The 23,314-nt window shown below is 67.8% G+C and carries 20 protein-coding genes; 8 read left to right on the top strand and 12 right to left on the bottom strand.

Annotated features, from left to right (window positions below; genetic code table 11):
- The first annotated feature begins 111 nt into the window (after positions 1 to 111).
- Positions 112 to 2,085 (top strand): YbaL family putative K(+) efflux transporter, encoded by a 1,974-nt coding sequence (ybaL, locus tag C0481_RS11025; protein ID WP_293403597.1) that lies wholly within the window; start codon positions 112 to 114, stop codon positions 2,083 to 2,085.
- On the opposite strand, the gene C0481_RS11020 is transcribed toward ybaL, so the two are convergent.
- Positions 2,082 to 3,770, bottom strand: coding sequence for an acyl-CoA dehydrogenase family protein (locus tag C0481_RS11020; protein ID WP_293403595.1), 1,689 nt, complete (start codon positions 3,768 to 3,770; stop codon positions 2,082 to 2,084). The two genes, ybaL and C0481_RS11020, sit on opposite strands and share 4 nt — an antisense overlap.
- 144 nt (positions 3,771 to 3,914) lie before the next feature.
- Between C0481_RS11020 and C0481_RS11015 the strand changes: the two genes are divergently transcribed.
- Positions 3,915 to 5,318 (top strand): PAS domain-containing protein, encoded by a 1,404-nt coding sequence (locus tag C0481_RS11015; protein WP_293403593.1) that lies wholly within the window; start codon positions 3,915 to 3,917, stop codon positions 5,316 to 5,318.
- Positions 5,319 to 5,519: 201 nt separating this feature from the next.
- A complete protein-coding gene (locus tag C0481_RS11010) occupies positions 5,520 to 6,431 on the top strand; it encodes a type II toxin-antitoxin system prevent-host-death family antitoxin (RefSeq protein ID WP_293403591.1) in 912 nt (303 codons plus the stop codon).
- On the opposite strand, the gene rnr is transcribed toward C0481_RS11010, so the two are convergent.
- From rnr to C0481_RS10975, 7 genes are all read right to left on the bottom strand, one after another.
- Positions 6,428 to 8,701, bottom strand: a complete 2,274-nt coding sequence (gene rnr, locus C0481_RS11005; RefSeq protein WP_293403589.1) for a ribonuclease R — start codon at positions 8,699 to 8,701, stop codon at positions 6,428 to 6,430. The two genes, C0481_RS11010 and rnr, sit on opposite strands and share 4 nt — an antisense overlap.
- 54 nt (positions 8,702 to 8,755) lie before the next feature.
- Complete coding sequence (gene topA / locus C0481_RS11000; RefSeq protein ID WP_293403587.1) at positions 8,756 to 11,419, bottom strand: type I DNA topoisomerase; 2,664 nt, start codon at positions 11,417 to 11,419, stop codon at positions 8,756 to 8,758.
- A gap of 89 nt (positions 11,420 to 11,508) precedes the next feature.
- Positions 11,509 to 12,600, bottom strand: coding sequence for a DNA-processing protein DprA (gene dprA, locus C0481_RS10995; RefSeq protein ID WP_293403585.1), 1,092 nt, complete (start codon positions 12,598 to 12,600; stop codon positions 11,509 to 11,511).
- Positions 12,597 to 13,235 carry a glycerol-3-phosphate 1-O-acyltransferase PlsY gene (plsY, locus tag C0481_RS10990; RefSeq protein ID WP_293403583.1) on the bottom strand — a complete coding sequence of 213 codons (639 nt, stop codon included), beginning with the start codon at positions 13,233 to 13,235 and terminating at the stop codon, positions 12,597 to 12,599. The genes dprA and plsY overlap by 4 nt, the downstream gene beginning before the upstream one ends.
- 143 nt (positions 13,236 to 13,378) lie before the next feature.
- A complete protein-coding gene (gene pyrC / locus C0481_RS10985) occupies positions 13,379 to 14,665 on the bottom strand; it encodes a dihydroorotase (protein WP_293403581.1) in 1,287 nt (428 codons plus the stop codon).
- A complete protein-coding gene (locus C0481_RS10980; RefSeq protein WP_293403579.1) occupies positions 14,662 to 15,252 on the bottom strand; it encodes a TIGR00730 family Rossman fold protein in 591 nt (196 codons plus the stop codon). Before C0481_RS10980 ends, pyrC begins: the two co-directional genes overlap by 4 nt.
- Positions 15,252 to 16,229 carry an aspartate carbamoyltransferase catalytic subunit gene (locus tag C0481_RS10975; RefSeq protein WP_293403577.1) on the bottom strand — a complete coding sequence of 326 codons (978 nt, stop codon included), beginning with the start codon at positions 16,227 to 16,229 and terminating at the stop codon, positions 15,252 to 15,254. The genes C0481_RS10980 and C0481_RS10975 overlap by 1 nt, the downstream gene beginning before the upstream one ends.
- Positions 16,230 to 16,344: 115 nt before the next feature.
- On the opposite strand from C0481_RS10975, the gene C0481_RS10970 reads away from it, so the two are divergent.
- Positions 16,345 to 16,716, top strand: a complete 372-nt coding sequence (locus C0481_RS10970; protein WP_293403575.1) for a PilZ domain-containing protein — start codon at positions 16,345 to 16,347, stop codon at positions 16,714 to 16,716.
- On the opposite strand, the gene ruvX is transcribed toward C0481_RS10970, so the two are convergent.
- On the bottom strand, positions 16,713 to 17,186 hold the full coding sequence (gene ruvX / locus C0481_RS10965; RefSeq protein ID WP_293403573.1) for a Holliday junction resolvase RuvX: 474 nt from the start codon (positions 17,184 to 17,186) through the stop codon (positions 16,713 to 16,715). The genes C0481_RS10970 and ruvX overlap by 4 nt on opposite strands.
- A 78-nt stretch (positions 17,187 to 17,264) precedes the next feature.
- Here ruvX and gatC point away from each other — a divergent pair, with 78 nt between their 5' ends.
- Together gatC and gatA are read left to right on the top strand one after the other, a co-directional pair.
- Entirely contained in the window at positions 17,265 to 17,552 is a 288-nt protein-coding gene (gene gatC, locus C0481_RS10960) for an Asp-tRNA(Asn)/Glu-tRNA(Gln) amidotransferase subunit GatC (RefSeq protein WP_267231873.1), read from the top strand.
- Positions 17,552 to 19,024, top strand: a complete 1,473-nt coding sequence (gene gatA / locus C0481_RS10955; protein ID WP_293403569.1) for an Asp-tRNA(Asn)/Glu-tRNA(Gln) amidotransferase subunit GatA — start codon at positions 17,552 to 17,554, stop codon at positions 19,022 to 19,024. The genes gatC and gatA overlap by 1 nt, the downstream gene beginning before the upstream one ends.
- Before the next feature lie 15 nt (positions 19,025 to 19,039).
- Here the strand turns inward: gatA and C0481_RS10950 are convergent, their stop codons facing one another.
- Both C0481_RS10950 and C0481_RS10945 read right to left on the bottom strand, forming a co-directional pair.
- Positions 19,040 to 19,972, bottom strand: coding sequence for a slipin family protein (locus C0481_RS10950; RefSeq protein ID WP_293403567.1), 933 nt, complete (start codon positions 19,970 to 19,972; stop codon positions 19,040 to 19,042).
- Between the two features lie 169 nt (positions 19,973 to 20,141).
- Positions 20,142 to 20,456 carry a hypothetical protein gene (locus C0481_RS10945; protein WP_293403565.1) on the bottom strand — a complete coding sequence of 105 codons (315 nt, stop codon included), beginning with the start codon at positions 20,454 to 20,456 and terminating at the stop codon, positions 20,142 to 20,144.
- Positions 20,457 to 20,580: 124 nt separating this feature from the next.
- Between C0481_RS10945 and gatB the strand changes: the two genes are divergently transcribed.
- Positions 20,581 to 22,077 carry an Asp-tRNA(Asn)/Glu-tRNA(Gln) amidotransferase subunit GatB gene (gene gatB / locus C0481_RS10940; RefSeq protein ID WP_293403563.1) on the top strand — a complete coding sequence of 499 codons (1,497 nt, stop codon included), beginning with the start codon at positions 20,581 to 20,583 and terminating at the stop codon, positions 22,075 to 22,077.
- Between the two features lie 46 nt (positions 22,078 to 22,123).
- On the opposite strand, the gene C0481_RS10935 is transcribed toward gatB, so the two are convergent.
- The gene (locus C0481_RS10935; RefSeq protein WP_293403561.1) at positions 22,124 to 22,636 is read right to left on the bottom strand and encodes an RcnB family protein; all 513 of its coding nucleotides are present in this window, start codon (positions 22,634 to 22,636) and stop codon (positions 22,124 to 22,126) included.
- Positions 22,637 to 23,017: 381 nt separating this feature from the next.
- Between C0481_RS10935 and C0481_RS10930 the strand changes: the two genes are divergently transcribed.
- Positions 23,018 to 23,284, top strand: coding sequence for a sel1 repeat family protein (locus C0481_RS10930; RefSeq protein WP_293403559.1), 267 nt, complete (start codon positions 23,018 to 23,020; stop codon positions 23,282 to 23,284).
- The last annotated feature ends 30 nt before the right edge of the window (positions 23,285 to 23,314 follow it).

The following is a 23,314-nucleotide window of genomic DNA, read 5'->3' as shown; positions in this document are numbered from 1 at the left end:
GCCAGCGATGACGTCGATGTGTCCAGGGCTTGGGATCATTTCTGGTTGATCTGAAGCCTCGCGACCGCAATTTCCACGGTGGGAACCCCCTGAAACTCGCCACGGAGGCACATGCCCCATCATACCCCGCTGATCGCCACCATCGTCGCCGGCCTTGTCGCTGCTTTCGCCCTCGGAGCGATCGCCCAGCGCCTGAGGCTTTCCCCATTGGTGGGCTACCTGCTTGCGGGTGTGATCGTCGGGCCGTTTACGCCCGGCTATGTGGCCGATCAGAAGATCGCCAACGAACTGGCCGAGATCGGCGTCATCCTGCTGATGTTCGGGGTGGGGCTGCACTTCTCGGTCAAGGATCTGATGGCGGTGCGCAAAATCGCCGTGCCTGGAGCGCTGGCCCAGATGGGGGTGGCGACGGTCCTCGGCATCGGTCTCTCGACGCTGCTCGGCTGGCCGCTGATCTCGGGCCTGGTGTTCGGTCTGGCCCTGTCGGTGGCCTCGACGGTGGTGTTGCTGCGTGCGTTGCAGGAGCGGCGGCTGGTCCAGACCGAGCGCGGCAAGATCGCTGTCGGCTGGCTGATCGTCGAAGACCTCGCCATGGTCTTGGCCCTGGTGCTGTTGCCGGCGCTGGCCGGCGCGATGAAGGCCGGGGCCGGGGCGGCCGACCCGCTCACCGCCTGGGGCGTGCCGCTAGGGGTGACCCTGCTGAAGGTCGGCGGCTTCGTCGCCTTCATGCTGATCGTGGCGCGGCGTGCGGTGCCATGGCTTCTGCACTACGTCGCCCACACCGGCTCGCGCGAGCTGTTCAGGCTGGCGGTGTTCGCCATCGCGCTCGGCGTTGCGTTCGGCGCGGCGATGCTGTTCGGGGTTTCGTTCGCCCTCGGCGCCTTCTTCGCGGGCATGATCCTCGCCGACTCCGAACTGAGCCACCGGGCGGCCGAAGAGACCCTGCCGCTGCGCGACGCCTTCGCCGTGTTGTTCTTCGTATCGGTCGGGATGCTGTTCAACCCGTTCGTGGTGCTGGCCCATCCGCTCACCGTGCTGGCGGTGTTGGCGATCGTCATCATCGGCAAGTCGCTGGCCGCCTACGCGATCCTCAAGCTGTTCAAGCGGTCTGACACGACCGCGATCACCGTCGCCGCCAGCCTGGCCCAGATCGGCGAATTCTCTTTCATTCTCGCCGGCCTGGGCGTCGATCTCGAGATTCTCCCGCGGGAGGGCCGCGACTTGATCCTGGCCGGCGCCATCATCTCGATCATGCTGAACCCGTTGATCTTCGCGGTGGCGCTGCGCGCGCCCAAAGCCGCGCCCATGGAGCCGGCGATACCGACGCCCGCCGCTCCCGAGCCGGAGCCCGCCAACGATCTCGCGCCGACCGCGCTGAGCGGGCACATCGTCGTCGTCGGCTATGGCCGCGTCGGCCAGGCGGTCACCGCCGGTCTCAAGAGCCAGGCCAAGCCCTTCGTGCTGGTCGAGTCTGAGCCCGAGTTCGCGGCCAAGGCGGCTGAGCAGGGATACGAAGTCGTCGTCGGCTCCGCCGTCGAGACACGGGTGCTGGAAGCCGCCGGCGTGCCGCGCGCGGCGCGGATGTATGTGGCCGTGGCCGACGGCTTTGAATGCGGCGGCGTCGTCGACCACTCGCGCAAGGCCAACAGCGGCTTGGAGATCATCGCCCGGGCCCACTCCGACGAGGAGGCTGCACACCTGATCGCCCACGGGGCCGATCGCGTCGTCATGGGCGAGGTCGAAATCGCCCGGGGCATGCTCGAGGACGAATTCCCGGCGGGTGAGGCGGCCGAGCCGGCCGGCGAGGTGGTCGAGTTCGCGGCCGGCGCGCCGCGGCTGCTGATCCTCGACGACGCCGAGCGGGCCGTGCTGGCGGCGGTGCGCAGCTTCGACATCTGGCCCGGCGAGGCGATTTCCTGGGCGGCCGTGCACGAGGCGGCGGTGCTGCGCGGATACGATCCCGCGCGCCTCGATCATGCGTCCGAGACCCTGCGCACCAAGGACTGCGTGCGCGACCTCGACCGGGATCGCATCACCTTGACCAAGCAGGGCTTCCTGGCCGCCTTGCAGCCGGCGGCGGCCTAGGCCGGGCCGGGATCGGCCAGCAGCGGCGTCAGCTCGGGATCCTCGGCCGGCGCCGCCGAAAGCGGATCGCGCGGCAGGACCCGGTGGGTGAGCACGGCGCGCGCCAGGGCCAGGCGATGCGGCGCGCCCAGCCGCCGGGCCTCCCACGCCAAGGCGGCGGCCGAGGTGAGGTGGTAGAGCGCGCTGGCCGCCTGGCGGGTCTGGGCGACGTCCCCTTGCGCAGCCTCGGCCAGTGCGATGGCCCTGTCGAGCGCGGGAATCAGCTCGGCCGGCGCGTCGCTGTCGGCGCATAGTCCAGCGACGTGCGCCCGCAAGACCGGCAGCGAGCCCTCGCGTTGGGCGGCGCGGATTACGTCCAGGGCGACGATGTTGCTGGTGCCTTCCCAGATGCTGCCCAGGTGGGCGTCGCGCACCAGTCGCGCATCGGACCACTCTTCGATGTAGCCGCAGCCGCCGCGCACCTCCATGGCGTCGCCGGTCACCTTGCGCGCGTCACGGCAGGCGCGGAACTTGATCAGCGGCGTTAGGATGCGCAGCAGGGGGTAGGCTTCGGCCTCGCCGGCGTCGGAGCGGCGCAGCGCCTCGGCGGTCTGGAACATCATGCTGCGGGCCTGCTCGGCGGGCATGAGCATCTTCAACAGCTGGCGGCGCATCAGCGGCATCTCGATCAGCCGCTTGCCGAACGCCTCGCGGCGATGGGCGATGTAGAGCGCCTCGGTGCTGGCGCGCCGCATCAGGCCCGCCGCCCGCACCCCGTTGGAGAGGCGTGAGTTGTTGACCATGTCGGCCATCTGCTTGAAGCCGGCGCCCGGATCGCCGACCAGCCAGGCCGTGGCGCCCTCCAGCGAAATTTCGCCGCTGGCCATCGACCTGGTGCCCAGCTTGTCCTTCAGCCGCACGATCCGGTAGCGGTTGGGGCTTCCGTCCGGAAGGGTTCGCGGCAGCAGGAACAGCGACACGCCCTTGAGCCCAGGTTCGCCGTCCTTGCGCCGCGCCAGCACCATGGCCAGCTCGGCGTCGGCGTTGGAGCAGAACCACTTCTCGCCGTGCAGCGACCAGGTTCCGTCCGCCTGGGGCGAGGCGGTCACCACGGTCGCCCCGACATCCGACCCGGCGCCTTGCTCGGTCATGAACATCGCGCCCTGGTTCAGGACGTCGAGGTCCTGGCTGGTCAGGGCGGGCAGGTAGCGCGAGATCAGCTCCGCGGAGCCAAACTTGCGTAGGGTCCGGGTCAGGCTGTCGGTCATGCTGACCGGGCAGCAGAGGCCGAACTCGGCCTGCACGAACAGGTAGGTGATCACGTACTTGGCGGCGGCCGGCATCGGCGCGTTCCAGCCCAGCACGCCGGCCCGGTGCGACAGCGCCGCCAGCCCGTAGTCGCCGAACGCGACCTGCTCCAGCTGACGATAGGCGGGGTGGTAATCGATGCTCTGGGCGTCCTCGCCCCGGCGGGTGCGCGCCTTCAGCACCGGCGGGTGGTGGTCGGCGACGCTGGCCAGCTCGTCCAGTTCGCCGCCGGCCAGGGCGCCCAGCCGCTCCAGATGCGGTTCCAGGTGCGTGGCGAGTCCATCCTCAAGATAGAGCCGCGCCAGCCGCTTCAGATCTGGATCTGCGCGCCAGAGGTTGATCCCGCGGCTGTCAGGCACCGCCTGCGCGCCGGTCGGCGGGGAAGGGGCGTCGTACATGGGCGCTTCCTGTTGTTTCCTCAGCTGAAATCATAGCCCGGCCCGAGTCCCTAGGGGCGGAACAATTTCGCATCCGGGACGCTGAGTGCGCGACAGCGTTGGCGTGGGAGCCCAGGTTCGCGGGACTGCGCAAGGCCGGTCCAAATGAAACAGGACAAGGACGAGCAACACAGCGTTTGGCGCCATGAAAGCCAGGCGCGTCTTCGCGCCTTCATCGACTGTGCGCCTCGCAAGATGTGGATCTCGCGCACCGACGGCACGATCGAGTTCCTCAATCGCGAGTGGCGCGCCTACACCGGCGTGGACGACGTCGAGCGAGCGAGTTGGCGCGGCATCATCCATCCGCAAGACCTTCCCCAGGTCGAAGCTGTCCGCACCAGGGCCTTCGCCGTTGGCGAACCCTATGAGGTCGAAGCTCGACTGCGGCAGGCGAGCGACGGGATGTATCGCTGGCATCGGTCCAACGTCGCGCCGGTGGTCCTGGGCGGACGTATCGTCGCGTGGATCGGGACCTCGACTGATATCGACGACCAGATCCGGGCCGAAACCTCGTTGCGTGAGAGCGAGGCCATCTTCCGAACGATGGCGAACACCATGCCGCAGGTGGCGTGGAGCCTTGACCCTCGCAGCGGGCGCTACTGGTACAATCAGCGCTGGCTCGACCTCACCGGCAAAACCGCCGAGCAGATGGAGGCCGATGGGTGGTGGGCGGCGGTCCACCCCGAGGAAGCCGACCGCGTGCGCGAGGAAGTCATTAGGCTCAAGGCGCGGGGCGAGCCCTGGGAACAGACCTGTCAGTTGCGCAACTCAGACGGCGAGTACGCCTGGTTCCTGCTTCGTGGGGTGCCGGTCCGCGACGAGAAGTCGAACGCCATCACCCGGTGGTTCGCGACCGGCACCGACATCAACGAGGAACGCCGCCTGCAGGAGCGCCAGCAACTCCTGACGCAGGAGATCAGCCACAGGGTCAAGAACAGCCTGGCCATCGTGGCGAGCCTGTTGGCGCTGCAGGCGCGCGACGCCAAGGACGAAGAAACCAGCCGGGTTCTGCAGGACGCCTATCTCCGGGTCCAGACGGTGGCCGATGTCCACGATCACCTTTGGAGGGCGAGCGACGCCGAGGCGACCGACATCTGCGCCTTCCTTTCAGAGCTTTGCCAAAAGCTCGCCGAGCACACGCCGGGGCATGAGGTGATCTTCAACGGCGAACTGGTGCAGTTGCCGACTGATCAAGCGGTGCCGATCGGTCTGCTGGTCAACGAGCTTGTCACCAACGCGGTGAAGTACGCCTACCCGGAAGGCGAGGTCGGGCCGGTGGCCGTCTCGCTGTCGATCTCGAACGGCGACCTAAGGCTCGAGGTTGTCGATCACGGTGTCGGGTTGCCGGCGAATTTCGACCTCACCGCAAAGAGCGCCAGCCTCGGTATGCGGCTTGTCGCCAATACCGTCCGGCAGCTGGGCGGCACTGTCAGCACGGCCGATGCAGGGCCGGGGGCCTGCTTCAGAATTCAGATCCCGTGTCCGGCGACGCAAAGCCACGCAGCCTAGGGTCTCGGGCGCAGGCGATCGCCCCGCCGATCGGCAGGTACGAATCGGGCGTCGTTCATTGATCAAGTTCGACTGCGTGGTTTGGTCATAACATTATGAATTATAAAGATTATAGGGTGCGACCCTAGGGCGCAGTGTCAAGCATGATCGACTGAACAACCTTCACCGCACGGTTTGGGGTGAACCGGAGGGGGAAACTACGTGCTGACGCGCTTTGATAAGCCGGGGGCCAGAACGACTGCGGCCGAGATCAGTCGAAATTTCGGGCATTGGCAGGATCGGGCCATGCAGGGGCCGATCCTTGTCACCCATCACGGGAGGCCTCGGCTGGTCGTGCTGGCGGCCGAGGAGTTCGAACGGCTTAGCGAGGGTCTGGCTGCAGCTGCGCCAGCCGCCGCCAACGGCGAAGTCATCAGCGAACTGAGCCGTGACAACTTCATCGCCAATATGTTCGAAGGCTTCATGTTCTTCGACGCCGACCTGCGGGTCCGCTACGCCAACAGCGTGGCGGTCGCGAGCGCCGGCCTTGATCCGCGCGAACTGATAGGTAAGCGCGCGGATAGCCCCGAGTTCGGCGAGCTGGGCGCTATCCTGGCCGCCCGACTGCGTCGCGTGTCGCGCACGGGCGAGGCGGTCCAGTTCGAGTCCAAGGGCATCTTCAACCCGCACCGCTATTTCGAGAGCAAGGCGTTTCCGTTCCAAGGCGGGGTCGGCATCACATTCTCGCAGCTCACCGAGGTGCTCGACCTGCGACGCGACTCTGAAGTCAGTCGTGCTCGCAGCCAGGCGGTCGACGGGCTCGGGGTCGTCTCGCAGCTGGCGGTCAACGCTATGGGCTTCATCGAGGAGATCAACGGGGCCTTCCGCGACCTCGTCGGTTTCTCGGACGCTCACGTGCTCGGCGCACGACTCGTGGACCTCGTGGCGCCGCCGCACCGGCACGATTTTGGCCAGGCCATGAACCTGGTGATGCAGGGGCGCTCGGAGGCCTATGCCGGCAGGGTCGACTTCCTCGTCCGTGAACGGGGCCACGTCGAAGTAAAGCTGTCGGCGGTCCGGCAGACGCACAATGACGTCTGCACGGGCCTGGCGGTGGCCTGCGTGCCGGCCTAGCGGCGCTTTCCGCGCTTCGGCCCGGTGAATGGCGCCCGTCCGCGCACGCCCAGTCGCGGGCGTGGTGCGGTCGGATCGACCGGCATGGGATCGCTGATCATCTCGAAGAGCAGCCCGCCCGTGATGGGGGTGGCTTCCTTCAGCTCGACCTGGACCCGCATGCCCAGCGGCCAGCGCCGGCCGGTGCGCTCGCCGACCAGGGCGTGGGCCTTGTCGTCGTGCACGAAGAATTCGCCGCCCAGCGTGGAGACCGGCACGAGGCCGTCGGCGCCGGTTTCGTCCAGCCGAATGAACAGGCCAAAGCGCGTGACCCCGGTGATCCGCCCGGCGAACTCCGCCCCAACGCGGTCGGCCAGGAAGGCGGCGACATAGCGGTCGGTGGCGTCGCGCTCGGCGGCCATGGAGCGGCGTTCGGTGCCGGTGATGCGCTCGGCGGTGTCCTTCATCTGCGAGATGTCGCGGTCGGTCAGGCCGTCGTCGCCCAGGCCCAGCGCCCGGATCAACGCTCTGTGGACGACAAGGTCTGCATAGCGGCGGATCGGCGAGGTGAAGTGCGCGTAGCGGTCGAGGTTCAGACCGAAGTGGCCGATATTCTCGGTCGAGTAGATCGCCTGCATCTGGGTGCGCAGCACCACTTCGTTGACGATCTCGGCGTGCGGACCCTCGCGGGTTTCGCCCAGAAGCTTGTTGAAGCGATCGGTCCGCGGCGCCTCGCCCTTGTTCCAGGCGATGCCGATGGTCTGCAGGAACTCGGCCAGCGACTGCACCTTCTCCTGGCTCGGCGCGTCGTGGATCCGGTAGATCAACGGACTCTTCTTCTGCTCCAGGGTCTCGGCGGCGCAGACATTGGCCTGGACCATCATCTCCTCGATCAGCTTGTGTGCTTCCAGCGAGGCGCGCGGCGTGATCGAGGTGACCTCGCCCTCGGCGTTGAGGACGATCTTGCGCTCTTGGCTCTCGATGGCCAGCGGCGAGCGGGCCTTGCGGCCCTTCAACATGGTCTCGTAGGCGGCCCAGAGCGGCTTAAGGATCGGCGTCAGCAGCGGGTTGGTCTGATCGTCCGGGAAACCGTCGACGGCGCGCTGCGCCTGCTCGTAGGAGAGCTTGGCGGCCGAGCGCATCAGCCCGCGGACGAACTTGTGCGAGCGCTTGCGGCCATCGGCCCCGAACACCATGCGCACCGCCATGCAGGCGCGATTTTCGCCCTGGCGCAGCGAGCAGAGGCCCGCCGACAGCCGTTCGGGCAGCATCGGCTCGACGCGGTCGGGGAAGTAGGTCGAGTTGCCCTTGTCACGCGCCTCGCGGTCTAGGGCCGAGTTTGGCCGCACATAGGCGGCGACGTCGGCGATGGCGACCCAGACGATCCAGCCGCCCTCGTTCTTGGGATCTGTGTCCGGCTCGGCATAGACCGCGTCGTCGTGGTCGCGGGCGTCCGGCGGGTCGATGGTCACCAGCGGCACGGCGCGAAGGTCTTCGCGGCCCTTCAGGGTCGCTTCCTGCGCGGCTTCTGCTTCGGCCTCGGCGTCCTGGCTGAATCCGGTCGGGATGCCGTGGCTGTGAATGGCGATCAGCGAGGCGGCGCGCGGTTGGTCTTCGCGCCCGACCACCTCCAGCACCTTGCCGCGCTTGGGGCCATAGCGGGCCTCGACCGTCACCTGGGCCAGCACCAGGTCGCCGTCGTGCAGGTTGGCCGCCTCGGCGGGAACCAGGGTCAGGCTCTCCTTGGAACGGCGGTCGACAGGCTCGACCCGCACCTGCTTGTTGGCTTTGCGGACGACGCCGAGGATGCGGTGGGCGCTTTGGCCCAGGCGCTTGATGACGCGGGCCTCGATCTCGCCGTTCTCCAGCGTCTCGAACCGCACCAGCAGCCGGTCGCCGAGGCCCGGCGCGCCGCCGATCGCGCCCGCGCGATCAGGCGCCAGCCGCACCAGCGGCGCGTCCTCGCCCTTGGTGAGCTTGACCAGCAGGTCGCCGTCCGGGTCGCGCTCGACCACGTCGACAACGCCGACGGGGGGGAGGGCGCCGGCCTCCGAGAAGCCCTTGCGGCCGCGCTTGCCCAGCGCGCCCTCGGCCTCCAGCTGCTTGACCATGTCGCGAAGGGCGCGGCGATCACCGCCTTTGAGGCCAAAGGCCTTGGCCATGTCGGCCTTGTCCGTCTCGCCCGCCTCGCGGATGAACTTCAGCAAGGTCTCGCGGTCCGGCAGCCCCTGAGGCGGCCGGACGGACTTGGTGTTGAAACGGGCGGTCTTCGGAATGCGGGCTTTAGCCATTCCGCCTTGTAACGCAGGAATCAGCCAGCAGTGGCGGGGATTTGCTCCCCGCCGTCACTCGTCGTCCCAGGGTGCGGCGCCGTCGGCGGGCGCAGGCTCGGCTTCGGCCTTGGCCGCCTTCTTGGCCGCAGGCTTTTTAGCGGCGGGCTTCTTTGCCGCCGCGGCCTTCTTGGCCGGAGCCTTTTCAGCCTTGGGCTTGGCCGCGGCCTTACCCTTCTTCTTGCCGCCGCCCTTGGCTTCGCGCTCGGCCAGCAGCGCAACCGCTTCCTCCAGGGTGATTTCCTGGGGATCCTTGCCCTTGGGAACGTTGGCGTTGGTGGCCCCGTGCTTGATGTACGGGCCATAGCGGCCGGCCAGCACCTTCACCGCCGCGCCGTCGGCGGGGTGAGCGCCCAGATCCTTCAGCGCCGCGGATTCGCCGCGTCCAGGACGACCGCCGCCGGCCCGCTTCTCGGCGAGCAGGGCGACCGCGCGGTTGATCCCGACGTCGAACACTTCGTCCACGTTCGGCAGGTTCGCGTAGGTGCCGTTGTGCAGCACGAAGGGCCCGAACCGGCCGATGCCGGCCGTGATCATGCCGCCGTCTTCCGGGTGCGCGCCGACTTCGCGGGGCAGACGCAGCAGTCGCAGCGCCTTCTCCAGGTCGATCGCAGCGGCCGACCAGCCCTTGGGCAGGCTGGAACGCTTGGGCTTGTCGGCTTCGCCAAGCTGGACGTAGGGGCCGAACCGGCCCGACTTGAGGAACACGGTCTCGCCGGTCACCGGATCGACGCCCAGTTCGCGGTCGCCGCTCTCCTGCGCCGCCTCGTCGTCCGACTGGGCCAGCTGACGGGTGAAGCGGCACTCCGGATAGTTCGAGCAGCCGATGAAGGCGCCGAACTTGCCGGTCTTCAGCGACAGGCGGCCGGTGCCGCAGGTCGGGCAGCCGCGCGGGTCCGAGCCGTCTTCCTTGGCCGGGAAGATGTGCGGGCCCAAGGCCTCGTTCAGAGCGTCGAGGACGTTGGTGACGCGCAGCTCGGCGATCTCGCCGACCGCGGCGTGGAAGTCCTGCCAGAACTCGCGCAGCAGCGCCTTCCAGTCCATCTCGCCGGCCGAAACCAGGTCGAGCTTCTCCTCCAGCGCGGCGGTGAAGTCGTATTCGACATAGCGCGCGAAGAACTGCTCGAGGAACGCGGTGACCAGGCGGCCCTTGTCCTCGGGCACGAACCGGTTCTTGTCCATGCGCACGTATTCGCGGTCGCGCAGCACGGTCAGCACTGAGGCGTAGGTGGAGGGCCGGCCGATGCCGAGCTCTTCCATCTTCTTGACCAGGCTGGCTTCCGAGTAGCGCGGGGGCGGCTCGGTGAAGTGCTGGTCCGACCGCGCGGCGATCACGCGGGCCGAGGCGCCCTCGTTCACCTGCGGCAGGCGGCCGCCTTCTTCGTCGTCGGCGTCGTCGCGGCCTTCTTCGTAGACGGCCAGATAGCCGTCGAAGAGCACGACCTGGCCGGTGGCGCGCAGGCCGGTCTTGCCGTCGGCGCTCTCCAGCTCGATCGTCGTGCGTTCGATCCGCGCCGACTCCATCTGCGAGGCGATCATCCGCTTCCAGATCAGCTCGTAAAGCCGGCCAAGGTCGCTCTCCAGCCGCAGGGAACCGGGATTGCGGGCCAGGCTGGTCGGACGGATGGCTTCGTGCGCCTCCTGGGCGTTCTTGGCCTTGGTCTTGTAGATGCGGGCGGTCTCGGGAACGTATTCCTTGCCGTAGACGCCGCCGATCACGACGCGCGCCTCGTCCAGCGCTTCGGGCGCGGCCTGCACGCCGTCAGTTCGCATGTAGGTGATGAGACCGACGGTCTCGCCGCCGATGTCGATGCCCTCGTACAGCTTCTGGGCCGCCTGCATGGTGCGCTGGGCGGAGAATCCGAGCTTGCGGGAGGCCTCCTGCTGCAGGGTCGAAGTCGTGAAGGGCGGGGGCGGCGAGCGGCGGCCCGGCTTCTTCTCGACGCCGGCCACCGTGAAGGTCGCGGCCTCGACCGCCGCCTTGGCGGCAAGAGCGCTGGTCTCGTTGCCGAGGTCGAACTTCGAAAGTCGCTTGCCCTCGTGCTTGACCATGCGGGCCAGGAACGGCTCGGCCCCGGCCGAGACGTCGGCCTCGACGGTCCAGTACTCCTGAGTCTTGAAGCGCTCGATCTCGAGCTCGCGGTCGACGACCAGGCGCAGCGCCACCGATTGCACGCGGCCGGCCGAGCGTGAGCCCGGCAGCTTGCGCCAGAGCACTGGCGAAAGGGTGAAGCCGACCAGGTAGTCCAGCGCCCGGCGGGCCAGATAGGCCTCGACCAGCTCCATATCGATGGCGCGGGGCGACTTCATCGCCTCGGTCACCGCCGACTTGGTGATGGCGTTGAACACCACCCGCTCGACCTTCTTGTCCTTCAGCACCTTCTTCTTCTGGAGGACCTCCAGGACGTGCCACGAGATCGCCTCGCCCTCACGGTCGGGGTCGGTGGCCAGGATGATGCGGTCGGACTTCTTGGCGGCCTCGGCGATGTCGCTTAGGCGCTTGGCGGCCTTGGCGTCGACATCCCAGGACATGGCGAAGTCCTCGTCGGGCTTCACCGATCCATCCTTGGCGGGAAGGTCGCGGACGTGACCGTACGAGGCCAGGACCGTATAGTCCGAACCCAGGTACTTGTTGATGGTCTTGGCCTTGGCCGGGCTCTCGACGACGAGGAGGTTCATGGTCGCTCTATATGGGGCGTCTTGGGCGGATCGCCCGAAAATCAAGGGCGCGAAAGGTGGGGGCGGCGCCTAGGCGCTGTCAATGGCCCTCATCCGAGACCGGCGACAAGGCCGCCTGAAAGCAACTCGGCGCGGCCGGCCAGCGCCAGCTCGGTCAGTGCGGCCAGCACCACGGGTGTCGGTGCGCCGGCGGCGCGGATCAGTTCGTCGCGTGACACCGGAGTTGGCGAGAGTAGGGCGGCCACCCTTTCGCGGATGGCCTCGACGGCTGCGTCCTCGATCGGGGCGGGCACGAACCCGCGGTCCGGCTCGCGGAACCCGCCAATTCCTTCGAGCGCCCGCAGCACGTCCTCGGCGCCTTCGCAGAGCGCCGCGCCTTGGCGGATCAGGTCGTTGGTCCCGCGCGCCCGTGGATCCAGCGGCGAGCCCGGCACGGCCAGCACCTCGCGGCCCTGCTCTGCGGCCAACCGCGCGGTGATCAGCGAGCCGGAGCGAAGTTCGGCCTCCACGACCACGACCGCGCGCGACAGGCCAGAGATGATGCGGTTGCGGCGCGGGAAGTCGCGGGCGGTCGCCGTGCGGCCCGGCGCGTTCTCCGAGACCACGCAGCCCTCGGCGACGATGCGCTCGTAGAGGCCGCGGTGCTCGTGCGGATAGATGTCGTCGATTCCGCCGCCGAGCACGGCCACGGTTCCCGTCGGTAGCGAGCCTTCGTGCGCCGCGCCGTCGATGCCACGCGCCAGGCCGGACACGATGACCTGATCGGCTGCGCCCAATTCGGACGCCAAGCCGCGCGCGAACCGCTGTCCGCCTGCCGAAGCGACCCGCGCCCCGACGACGGCGATACTGGAGCGATGCAGCAGGGCGGCGTCTCCGCGCGCCCAGATCACTGGCGGCGGCGGATCGAGCGCGGCCAGGGCGGCCGGGAAGTCGGGCTCACAGGCCGCGATCAGCCGCGCGTCCAGCGCCTCACCGGCCTCGAGTTCGCGCATCACCTCCTCGACCGGCGGCACGCCTAGCGGCGAGACCCGCCCGCCGCGGCGGGCCAGATCGGGCAGGGCGGCCAGCACCAGCGAGGCCTCGCAATAGCGGGCGATCAACTGCGCAAAGGCGACCGGGCCGACGTTCTCGGTGCGCGCCAGCCGCAGCCAGTCGCGACGGGCCGCGGCGGTGAGCGTCATGCAGCGTCTTTTTTCTTGCCGATCTTGGGCTCCTCGCCCTTCAGCAGCCGGGCGATGTTGTCCTTGTGGCGGATGTAGATGAGCACGCCCATGAACAGCGCCATCACGGCGATCGGGTAGGGGCGGTCCAGCAGGAAGACATAGATCGGGGCCAGGGCCACGGCCGTCAGCGCCGCCAACGACGAGATCCGGAACAGGAAGGCCATCGCGATCCAGGTCGCGCCGGCCGCCAGGCCGACCGGCCAGGCCGCCGCCAACAGGGTGCCGAAGAAGGTGGCCACGCCCTTGCCGCCCTTGAACTTCAGCCAGACCGGGAACAGGTGGCCGAGGAAAGCCGACCCGCCGGCCAGCGCGGTCAGCGTCGCCTGGGCCTGGGCTCCGGAATTGCGGGTCAGCAGCCAGGCGATGAACACCGCCACCGCGCCCTTGCCGCCGTCGCCCAGCAGGGTGATCGCCGCCAGGTCCTTGCGGCCTGTCCGCAGCACGTTGGTCGCGCCGATGTTGCCCGAACCGATGTTGCGCACGTCGCCGGCGCCGCCGAGCCGGGTGGCGATGACCCCGAACGGGATCGAGCCCAGCAGATATCCGCCGACGATGGCGGCGGCGATCAGCACGGGGCTGAGTTGGTCAAGCATCGGCGTTCCCCCAGTTTGACCTTGTCGTAGCCCTGAGCGGCGCGTCGGCCAAGCGAGCTTGTGCGGCAGCGCCCCGGCGCAGAGCCGAAGTTCAGCGCGCCACCACTACGCGAGTTTTGCGAACAATAGGAGAACTTTTTGGGCTAGGCCTCGTAGACGACCCGGCCGTCGACGAGCGTCATCAGCACCTCGCCGAATAGCCGGCGGCCGTCGAAGGGCGAGTTGCGCGACTTCGACTTCAGCTTGTCGAGGTCGACGACGATCGGCGCGTTCAGGTCGCAGAGCACCAGGTCGGCCGGCGCGCCCTTCGCCAGCTTGCCGGCCGGCAGGCCTAGCAGGTCGGCCGGGCGGCTGGTGACGGTGCGCATCAGGTCGATGAGCGGAATGCGGTCCTGGAACGAGAGCAGGGCGGGCAGCAGCGTCTGCAGGCCCACCGCCCCGGGCGCGGCTTCGTCGAACGGCAGGCGCTTGTCTTCCGCCGGAGCCGGAGCGTGGGCCGAGACGACGATGTCGATCAGGCCGCTGGCCAGCGCCTCGATCGTCGCCTGGCGGTCGTCCTCGCTGCGCACCGGCGGGTCGAACTTCAGGAAGGTGCGGTAGTCGCCGATGTCCACCTCGTTGAACGACAGGTGGTTGATCGAGGTGGTGGCGGTCACCGGCAGGCCCTTGGCCTTGCCGCGGGCCAGGGTCTCGAGCGCCGCGGCGGTGGTCACCTGGTCGACCAGGAACGGCGCGCGGGTCAGCTCGACCAGCGCCAGGTCGCGCTCCAGCATGATCTTCTCGGCGATGGCCGGCACGCTGGGCAGGCCCATGCGCCCGGCGAACTCGCCGGAGGTGGCCGCAGCGCCGGCCGACAGCCAGGGATCGGCCGGCCGGTGGGCGACCAGGGTGTTGAAGCTCTTGGCGTAGGCGAGGACGCGCTGCAGCACTTTGGAGTTGACGATCGGGCGGTCGGCGTCGGTGACGTAGACGCAGCCCGCTTCGCGCATCAGCCCGATTTCGGCCATCCGTTCGCCCTTGGCGCCCTTGGTGGCGGCGCCGGCCGGATAGACATGGACCAGTTCGATGTCGCGCGTGCGGCGCAGGATGAAGTCGACGACCGAAGCCTCGTCCACCACCGGATTGGTGTCGGGCTGCAGTACGATCGAGGTCACGCCGCCGGCGGCGGCGGCCAGCCCCGCGGACTTGAGCGTTTCCTTGGTTTCGGCCCCGGGCTCGCCGGTCTTGACCCGCAGGTCGACCAGGCCGGGCGCCAGCATCGCACCGCGCGCGTCGATGACCTCGATGTCGGCCGAGAGCGATCCGAGATCGCCGCCCTGCGCGACGTCGGCGATCTTGCCGTCCTGCACCAGCAGGGCGCCGGGGCCGTCCCAGCCGCTGGCGGGATCGACGAGGCGAGCATTGACGAAGGCGGTCGGGCGTTGGGTCATAGTTCGGGGCGTCCGATCCATTTCTCGACGACGGGCGGTTTGTAGGCGGCGAGCGCGTCCAGCATCTCGTCGCAGTCCTCCCGGAAAATCAGCATGTCGCGGTGGGGCGCCTTGAGGAACGCCTCGCCCACCGCATGGTCCACAAAGCCGCGCAGGCCGTCGTAATAGCCGCGCACGTTCAGGAACCCGGCCGGTTTGGCATGGAAACCGAGCTGGCCCCAGGTCCAGATCTCGAAGATCTCCTCCAGAGTGCCGGCCCCGCCCGGAAGGGCGACGAAGGCGTCCGACAGCTCGGTCATCCGCGCCTTGCGCTCGTGCATCGAGGCGACGACCTCCAGCCGGGTCAGGCCGGTGTGGGCGATCTCCTTGTCGGTCAGGGCGTGCGGCAGCACGCCAATCACCTCGCCGCCGGCGGCCAGCGCCGCATCGGCCACAGCCCCCATCAGCCCGACCTTGGCGCCGCCATAGACCAGCCGCAGCCCGCGTCCGACGATCGCCCGGCCCATGGCCTCAGCCGCCGCCCGATAGGCGACGTCTCCGCCGGGACTGGCCCCGCAGAAGATGCAGACCGAGGCGAGCGCGCTCATCAGTCGTTGTCCAACCGTGCGGCCAGCGAGGCGAGCACCGCCATGCGGGCGGCCACGCCCATCTCCACCTGGTCCTGGATCAGCGAAACGTTGAGGTCGTCGGCGACGTCGGAGTCGATCTCGACGCCGCGGTTCATCGGGCCTGGATGCATGACCCGCACATGGTCGGAGGCGAAGGCCAGCTTCTCGCGGTCGAGGCCGAAGAAGCGGAAGTACTCGCGCTGCGAGGGGGCCATGACCCCGTCCATCCGCTCGAGCTGCAGGCGCAGCATCATCACCACGTCGCATCCGGCGATGCCCTTGCGCATGTCGTGGAAGACCTGGACGTTCCAGCGGTCGACGTCGGTCGGCATCAGGGTCGGCGGACCGACGAGCCGCACCTCGGCGCCCATCATCTGCAGCAGGCCGACGTTCGAGCGGGCGACCCGGCTATGCAGCACGTCGCCGCAGATGGCGATGCGCAGGCCGGCGACGCGGCCGAACGCGCGGCGCATCGACAGCATGTCGAGCAGCGCCTGGGTCGGGTGTTCGTGTTGGCCGTCGCCGGCGTTGATCACCGAGCAGGTGACCTTCTGCGACAGCAGCGAGGCCGCGCCCGAGGAGGAGTGGCGAACCACCAGCAGGTCAGGCTGCATGGCGTTCAGCGTCACCGCTGTATCGATCAGGGTCTCGCCCTTGGAGATCGACGAGGACCGCGGGCTCATATTGACCACGTCGGCGCCCAGCCGCTTGCCGGCCAGCTCGAACGAACTCTGGGTCCGGGTCGAGTTCTCGAAGAACAGGTTCATCAGCGTCCTGCCCTTGAGCAGGTCGAGTTTCTTCGATGTCTGGCGGTTCAGCGCGACGAAACTGTCGGCCAGATCGAGCAACCCGGTGACTTCCACGGGGTTGAGATCGACCACGGACAGGAAGTGGCGCTTGGGAAAAGGGAATGTCCTGCCAAGGACTTCGTTCAGGCCGGTCGGTGCTGCGGTCATTAAAGCGCCCTCTTAGGGGAGGCGGAGACGGGCGCCAAGTGGAGAGGCGCAGGGGGCGGCGCAGCCCTGTGGATTGGACGCTGACTCAGGATAGGCTCGTTCCCCGGAGTTCCCAATGACACCACCTGATACGACGTCGCCCACTGAACGCTGGTCTCGGGCCAATGGCGGCATCGAACGGCGCGCGACGCCGCGCGAGCCGGTGCTTCTGCCCGCCTTGCTGATCGAGGAGGGCGGGCGAAAGCGTCCCTGCGTGATCCTCGATCGGTCGGAGGGCGGGCTACGGATCAATCTGCCCGGCGACGAGCCTGCGCCCGACACCTTCTGCATCCTCGATCTGGTCACCGGCATGGGACGCGAGGTCGAGGTGGCCTGGCGCCGTCCGCCTGAAGTGGGCGTCAGGACGCTGCGCGCCTACGATCTCGACCAGCCCCAGGACGGCCTGGGCGAAACGCTGCGCCAGATCCGGATTTCGGTGCTGGGCTAACGCTCCAGCTCGCCCAGTCGATCGACCGCGCCCTGGAGGATCCAAGCCGCCGCCAGCTTGTCGACGAGGTCGGCGCGCCTGGAGCGGGAGACGTCGGCCTCTTCGATCAGCACCCGGTTCACCGCCATGGTCGACATCCGCTCGTCCCAGAATGCGATCGGGATGTCGCGGAGCCGCAGAAGATTGCGTGCGAAGGCGCGGTTGGACTGGCAGCGCGTTCCCTCCGTGCCGTCCATATTGACCGGCAGTCCGATGACGATCGCGCCCACCTCGCGCTCGTCGATCAGGGCGAACAGGCGGTTCGCCTCGGCCGTGAACTTGGTCTTGCGGATCAGCTCCAGGGGACTGGCGACCATGCGGGTGACGTCCGACACGGCGACGCCGATGGTCTTCTCGCCCAGATCGAGCCCCATGAGGGCGCTATAGCGCGGCAAAAGGGCGGGAAGTTCGGTCAGATCTACGACAGCCATGCCGCTTCTTAGCGGTCATCGCTTGTCAAAGGGAGGCCCGCGCGGCTAACCCCTGCCTCGAACCATTAGGAGGGCCCCATGGCCATCGACGCCGCGACCGTTCGTAAGGTCGCGAGGCTCGCGCGGATCGCCGAGCCCGAGGACAAGCTGGAAGCGCTCGCCAAGGAGCTGACCGGGATCATGACCTGGATCGAGCAACTGGGCGAAGTCGACACCGACGGGGTCGAGCCGATGACCTCGGCCGTGGCCGTGACGCTGCCGATGCGCGAGGACGTGGTCACCGACGGCGGCGATCCGGCCAAGGTGCTGTCGAACGCGCCGAAAACCGTGGATGGCTTCTTCGTCGTGCCGAAGGTGGTGGAATAATGAGCGCGCTCACCTCCCTGACCCTGAAGGCCGCCCTCGACGGCCTGGCCGACAAGTCGTTCTCCTCGGAAGAGCTGACCAAGGCGCACGTCGACGTCGTCGCCGCGGCCAAGCCGCTGAACGCCTACATCCTCGAAACCCCGGAAAAGGCCATCGAGATGGCCAAGGCCTCCGACGCCCGCCGGGCGAAAGGCGAGGCCGGCGCGCTCGACGGCGCGCCTCTGGGCATCAAGGACCTGTTCTGCACCGAGGGCGTCCGCTCCACCGCCTGCTCGAACATCCTTGGCAACTTCGTCCCGACCTACGAATCCACCGTCACCGCCAACCTGTGGCGCGACGGGGCGGTGATGCTCGGCAAGCTGAACCTCGACGAGTTCGCCATGGGCTCGTCGAACGAGACCTCGGCGTTCGGACCGGTGGTGAACCCGTGGCGGTCGGAAGGCTCCAACGCCAAGCTGACCCCCGGCGGCTCGTCCGGCGGTTCGGCCGCTGCGGTCGCCGCCGACCTATGCCTGGGCGCGACCGCGACCGACACCGGCGGTTCGATCCGCCAGCCGGCCGCTTTCACCGGCACCGTCGGGATCAAGCCGACCTACGGCCGTTGCTCGCGCTGGGGCGTGGTCGCCTTCGCCTCGTCGCTCGATCAGGCCGGCCCGATCGCCAAGACCGTCGAGGACGCCGCGATCCTGCTGAAGTCGATGTCGGGCCACGACCCGAAGGACTCCACCAGCCTGGATATCGAAACTCCCGACTACCCGAGCTTCGTTGGCAAGTCGGTGAAGGGCCTGCGGGTCGGCATTCCGAAGGAATACCGCGTCGACGGCATGCCGCCCGAGATCGAGAAGCTCTGGGAGCAGGGCATCGCCTGGCTCAAGGAAGCCGGCTGCGAGATCGTCGAGGTCTCCCTGCCGCACACCAAGTACGCCCTGCCGGCCTATTACATTGTCGCCCCGGCCGAGGCCTCGTCGAACCTCGCGCGCTATGACGGCATGCGCTTCGGCCTGCGCGAGAACGGCGGCAACCTGACCGAAACCTACGAGAACACCCGCGCCGCCGGCTTCGGGGCCGAGGTGAAGCGCCGTATCCTGATCGGCACCTATGTGCTGTCGGCTGGCTACTATGACGCCTATTACGTCAAGGCGCTGAAGGTCCGTCGCCGGATCGCCGACGACTTCGACCAGGCCTTCCAGAAAGTTGACGCTCTGCTGACCCCGACCGCGCCCTCGGCGGCGTTCGGGCTGGGCGAGAACGCCGACGATCCGGTGGCGATGTACCTGAACGACATCTTCACCGTGACGGTGAACCTGGCCGGCCTGCCGGGCATGAGCATTCCGGCCGGCGTCGACGCCAATGGCCTGCCGCTCGGTCTGCAGCTGATCGGCAAGGCGCTGGACGAGGGCACGCTGTTCTCGCTTGGCGGCGCGATCGAGAAGGCCGCCGACTTCAAGACCAAGCCCGCCAAGTGGTGGTAGGCCGCGCCGCGGCGGTCAGGCTGCAGGCCTGACCGCCGTCGGCCGGTGCTCGCGGACCTTGCGTTCGCGCCGGCGTTCCAGTTCCAGACCAAGGGCGGTGGTTCCCATCATGCCGCCCAGGTTCATGGTCTCGACCGCGGTCGAGGGCACGACGACGATGGTCGAGTTCTGTTTGAGCCCTTCGTAGAGCATGTTCATCGCCCGCAGGTGGAACGCGGTCGGATCGTCGGCGTAGGTTCGCGCCGCCTCCTGGAACTTCTCGGCGACCTGGCGTTCGGAGTCCCCGAGGATGATCCGGGCCTGACGCTCGCGCTCGGCCTGGGCCTGCATCGACATGGCGTCCTCGAGGCCGGCGGGGATCAGCACGTCCTTCAGTTCGACCGAGATGACCTTGACGCCCCAGGGCTGGCTGCGGTCGTCGATGATCCGGCCCAGCTCGCGGCTGATCTTCTCGCGGCCTTCGAGCATGTCAGCGAGCATGGTCTTGCCGATCACGTCGCGCAGCGCGGTCTGCGAGGCCCAGGCGATGGCGGCGCCGTAGTCTTCGACCTCCAAGGCCGCCCGCTGCGGATCGACGACCTTCCAGAACAGCACGGCGTCGACGTCCACCGGCACGGTGTCCTTGGTCAAGGTCTTCTCAGCCTTGAACGACGAGGTGATGACCCGGATGTCGATGCAGTAGGCGACGGTGTCGACGATCGGGACGATGAAGAACAGTCCCGGCCCGCGTAGGGCCTGGAAGCGCCCGAGGCGCAGCACGATGGCCCGTTCCCATTGGCTGGCGATCCGGGTGGCGGCCCCCGCCAGCGCGGCGGCGATCAGCGACAGCGCGCTGATCGTGACCCCGGCCGCGAGGCCCATGGAGTTGTAGGCCGCATAGGCCAAGCCAAGGCCGGCGGCGGCGATGAGGAAGAAGAGGGTTGTGGGAATTGCGCTGGCCTGTCGCATCGGACATGCCTTCCTGGATTGGGGCGCGGACGCCCCGGCGGCCACTCGCGTCGGGACCGGCCTCACAGATGAAAACGCTTGGCCAGCGGCCCAGGTTGCCCGGCGAGCGCGCATGAAAAAGGCCCCCGTCCTGCGAAGGGCGGAGGCCTTGGTCGTTCGGCGCGGGGCCTTACTTCTTCAGCTTGTCGAGGTCGGCCTGCAGGGCCTTCAGGGCGTCGTCGCTGATGGCGCCGCCGCTCATCGGCTGAACCTGCTTCAGGCTCATGCCCTTGAACTGGTCGTAGGCCTCATGGGTGGTCAGGCCCGGGAGGTTCTTGTCCAGGGCGGCCTTGCCTTCCGGGGTCGCGGCGATGGTTTCGATCGGGGTGTCGGCGGCCGACAGAGCCGCGGCGTGGCCGGCGTGGGCGTCCTGAGCGAGGGCCGGGGCGGCCATGGCGCCGAGCGAGAGCGACAGGCCGACGAGGCCGGCAGTAAACGTTTTCATCATTTCGGGTGTTTCCTCATCCCCAGGTTTTGCGGCGCGGATTTCAGCGCCAGTTCCGCCTTTCGCGCAAGGGATTTCGAGGGCCCCGCTTTCGCTCGCGCGCGAGGGGCGCTAGGAAGCGGCCATGACTGATACGTCGAAGCAGATCGCCGGCCGCACCGGCCAATGGGAAATGGTTCTGGGCCTGGAGGTTCATGCTCAGGTCGCCTCGAACGCCAAGCTGTTCTCCGGCGCGGCGGTGGGATTCGGCGCGGGTCCGAACCAGCAGGTTTCGCTGGTCGACGCTGCGATGCCCGGCATGCTGCCGGTCATCAACAAGCACTGCGTCGAGCAGGCGGTGAAGACCGGTCTTGGCCTGAAGGCCCAGATCAATCTGAAGAGCCACTTCGACCGGAAGAACTATTTCTATCCGGACCTGCCGCAAGGCTATCAGATCAGCCAGTTCAAGGACCCGATCGTCGGTGAGGGCGAAGTCATCGTCGAGCATGACGACGGCACGACCTTCACGGTCGGCATCGAGCGCCTGCACCTGGAGCAGGACGCCGGCAAGAGCCTGCACGACCAGGATCCGAACTCGACCTATGTCGACCTGAACCGGGCCGGCACGGCGCTGATGGAAATCGTCTCGCGTCCGCACATGCGCACGTCGGCCGAGGCCGCGGCCTATGTGAAGAAGCTGCGCACCATCCTGGTCTATCTGGGCACCTGCGACGGCGACATGGAGAAGGGCAACCTGCGCGCCGACGTGAACGTCTCGGTCTGCCGTCCCGGCGCCTACGAGAAGTTCCGCGAGACCGGCGATTTTAGCCATCTGGGCACGCGCTGCGAGATCAAGAACGTCAACTCGTACCGCTTCATTCAGCAGGCGATCGAGTACGAGGCGCGCCGCCAGATCGAGATCCTCGAAGACGGCGGCAAGATCGACCAGGAGACCCGGCTGTTCGACCCGAACAAGGGCGAGACGCGGTCGATGCGCTCCAAGGAAGAGGCGCACGACTATCGCTACTTCCCCGATCCGGACCTGCTGCCGCTGGAACTGGACGCGGCCTGGGTGAAGGCGATCGAAGCCGACCTGCCTGAACTGCCGGACGCCAAGAAGGCGCGGCTGCAGTCGCAGTACGGCCTGTCGGCCTACGACGCCGGCGTGCTGATCACCGAGCAGGCCCGCGCCGACTTTTTCGAAGAAGCCGCCAAGGGGCGCGACGCCAAGCTGACCTCCAACTGGGTGACCAACGAACTGGCCGCCAAGCTGACGGCCGGAAGCCTGGACATCGAGGACAGCCCGCTGAAGCCGGACGCCATCGCCGAGCTGGTGGCGTTGATCGAAGAGGGGGTGATCTCCTCGAAGATCGCCAAGGACGTCTTCGAGCGCATGTGGGCCGGCGAAGGTCGAGCGCGGGACATCGTCGAGAAACAGGGGCTGCAGCAGGTGTCCGACACCGGCGCGCTCGAGAAGATCATCGAGGAGCTGATCGCCGCCAATCCGGGTCAGGCGCAGGCGGTGAAGGAAAAGCCCCAGGCGATCGGATGGTTCGTCGGCCAGGTCATGAAGGCCACCGGCGGCAAGGCCAACCCGGGCGCGGTCAACGGCCTGCTCAAGGCCAAGCTGGGCATCGAATAGCAAAACGCCCCGGAGTGATCCGGGGCGTTTTTCTTTGTCGGTTCAACTAGTTGTTGATGATATCGAAGATGATGCCGGTGGCGATCGCCGCCAGCAGATAGTCATCCCCGACCCGGTACCAGGCGTAGCCGCGCGGCGGCTGGCGCAGGTGGTAGTGGTGATAGTCGTTGACCACATAGCCTCGGTAATACGGCGGCAGGTGCGCCCCGCGGCGCCAGGCGGCGTAGCCCGGGCGGTAGTACGGATTGCCGTAATAGGCCTGCGGCGGCGGGCCGTAGTACCAGCGGCTGTTGTAGTAGTAGCCGTTGTGGCGGCCGCGATCCCAGCCCTTGTGGTGGCCGTTGTCGTGACGACCCCAGCGCTCGCCGCGGCGATCCCAATCGCGGCGGTCGTAGCCCCCGCGATGATCCCAATCACGACGGTCGTGCTTGTCCCAGCGCTGTTCGTGACGGTCGCGGCCGCGGCCGCGATGGTCGTCGTCGGCCAGGGCCGAGGTGGCGAACGCCATCGGGCCGGCGACAGCAGCAGCCGCAGCAAGGCTCAAGATCAGGCGTTTCATGGCGGGCCTCCTGGCTCCAAATCTTTCGTACTCGATATCGGCAAACCTGACGGTAGGCGCCTGAACTTGACCTGAACGGGCCTGTCAGCTTCGCATTGGGCGCCGATAGGCTTCCATTTGGGGGCGGATCGGCAGGTTTTCCCTCCTGCCTGCCAGAAAGGCGCCGCTGGCGACGGCGGGCCAGAAATGGTCGGCTTTAAGATTCTGGATACGGAGCTTTCCGTTCAGTAAAAAACGCGAATAGTCAAAAGGATCACCTGAAAATCACGGCGATTTTCGAGTTAACCCTATCTTCAGTGCGCGTCGACTTACTTAGCTTCAGGATCGTCGGGATCGGAACCCAGAACGGGGACGGACCGATGGGGCTAGGGAAACGAAGTCATGCTTGCGAGCGTGGAAAACGACGGAATGCCGCTGCCGACCGCCGAGTCGACGGGGGACGAGCTGTTCAAAATGGGTCTGCTCTATTCGACCGGGCAGGGCGGGGCGCCGCTGGACTATGTCTCGGCGCACATGCTGTTCAACCTGGCCGCCATGCGCGGTTCGGTCGAGGCCAAGGTCTACCGCAAGGAACTGAGCCAGGAGATGGCCTCGGACGAGGTCGCCGAAGCCCAGCGCCAGGCCCGCGAGTGGCTGGCCCACGGCTGAGTCCGAACTTGAGCTGTCACCTCGCCTGTC

It is taken from the genome of Phenylobacterium sp., assembly GCF_013822795.1.
Taxonomy (GTDB): domain Bacteria; phylum Pseudomonadota; class Alphaproteobacteria; order Caulobacterales; family Caulobacteraceae; genus Phenylobacterium.
Note: the sequence above shows the minus strand (reverse complement) of the source record. Positions and strands in the feature narration are given on the sequence as shown.

What these genes read in the sequence shown, in the direction of transcription:
- ybaL (WP_293403597.1), top strand. Translation starts at nt 112, where the DNA reads ATGCCCCATCATACCCCGCTGATCGCCACCATCGTCGCCGGCCTTGTC.
- C0481_RS11020 (WP_293403595.1), bottom strand. Translation starts at nt 3,770, where the DNA reads ATGTACGACGCCCCTTCCCCGCCGACCGGCGCGCAGGCGGTGCCTGAC.
- C0481_RS11015 (WP_293403593.1), top strand. Translation starts at nt 3,915, where the DNA reads ATGAAACAGGACAAGGACGAGCAACACAGCGTTTGGCGCCATGAAAGC.
- rnr (WP_293403589.1), bottom strand. Translation starts at nt 8,701, where the DNA reads ATGGCTAAAGCCCGCATTCCGAAGACCGCCCGTTTCAACACCAAGTCC.
- topA (WP_293403587.1), bottom strand. Translation starts at nt 11,419, where the DNA reads ATGAACCTCCTCGTCGTCGAGAGCCCGGCCAAGGCCAAGACCATCAAC.
- dprA (WP_293403585.1), bottom strand. Translation starts at nt 12,600, where the DNA reads ATGACGCTCACCGCCGCGGCCCGTCGCGACTGGCTGCGGCTGGCGCGC.
- plsY (WP_293403583.1), bottom strand. Translation starts at nt 13,235, where the DNA reads ATGCTTGACCAACTCAGCCCCGTGCTGATCGCCGCCGCCATCGTCGGC.
- pyrC (WP_293403581.1), bottom strand. Translation starts at nt 14,665, where the DNA reads ATGACCCAACGCCCGACCGCCTTCGTCAATGCTCGCCTCGTCGATCCC.
- C0481_RS10980 (WP_293403579.1), bottom strand. Translation starts at nt 15,252, where the DNA reads ATGAGCGCGCTCGCCTCGGTCTGCATCTTCTGCGGGGCCAGTCCCGGC.
- C0481_RS10975 (WP_293403577.1), bottom strand. Translation starts at nt 16,229, where the DNA reads ATGACCGCAGCACCGACCGGCCTGAACGAAGTCCTTGGCAGGACATTC.
- C0481_RS10970 (WP_293403575.1), top strand. Translation starts at nt 16,345, where the DNA reads ATGACACCACCTGATACGACGTCGCCCACTGAACGCTGGTCTCGGGCC.
- ruvX (WP_293403573.1), bottom strand. Translation starts at nt 17,186, where the DNA reads ATGGCTGTCGTAGATCTGACCGAACTTCCCGCCCTTTTGCCGCGCTAT.
- gatC (WP_267231873.1), top strand. Translation starts at nt 17,265, where the DNA reads ATGGCCATCGACGCCGCGACCGTTCGTAAGGTCGCGAGGCTCGCGCGG.
- gatA (WP_293403569.1), top strand. Translation starts at nt 17,552, where the DNA reads ATGAGCGCGCTCACCTCCCTGACCCTGAAGGCCGCCCTCGACGGCCTG.
- C0481_RS10950 (WP_293403567.1), bottom strand. Translation starts at nt 19,972, where the DNA reads ATGCGACAGGCCAGCGCAATTCCCACAACCCTCTTCTTCCTCATCGCC.
- C0481_RS10945 (WP_293403565.1), bottom strand. Translation starts at nt 20,456, where the DNA reads ATGAAAACGTTTACTGCCGGCCTCGTCGGCCTGTCGCTCTCGCTCGGC.
- gatB (WP_293403563.1), top strand. Translation starts at nt 20,581, where the DNA reads ATGACTGATACGTCGAAGCAGATCGCCGGCCGCACCGGCCAATGGGAA.
- C0481_RS10935 (WP_293403561.1), bottom strand. Translation starts at nt 22,636, where the DNA reads ATGAAACGCCTGATCTTGAGCCTTGCTGCGGCTGCTGCTGTCGCCGGC.
- C0481_RS10930 (WP_293403559.1), top strand. Translation starts at nt 23,018, where the DNA reads ATGCTTGCGAGCGTGGAAAACGACGGAATGCCGCTGCCGACCGCCGAG.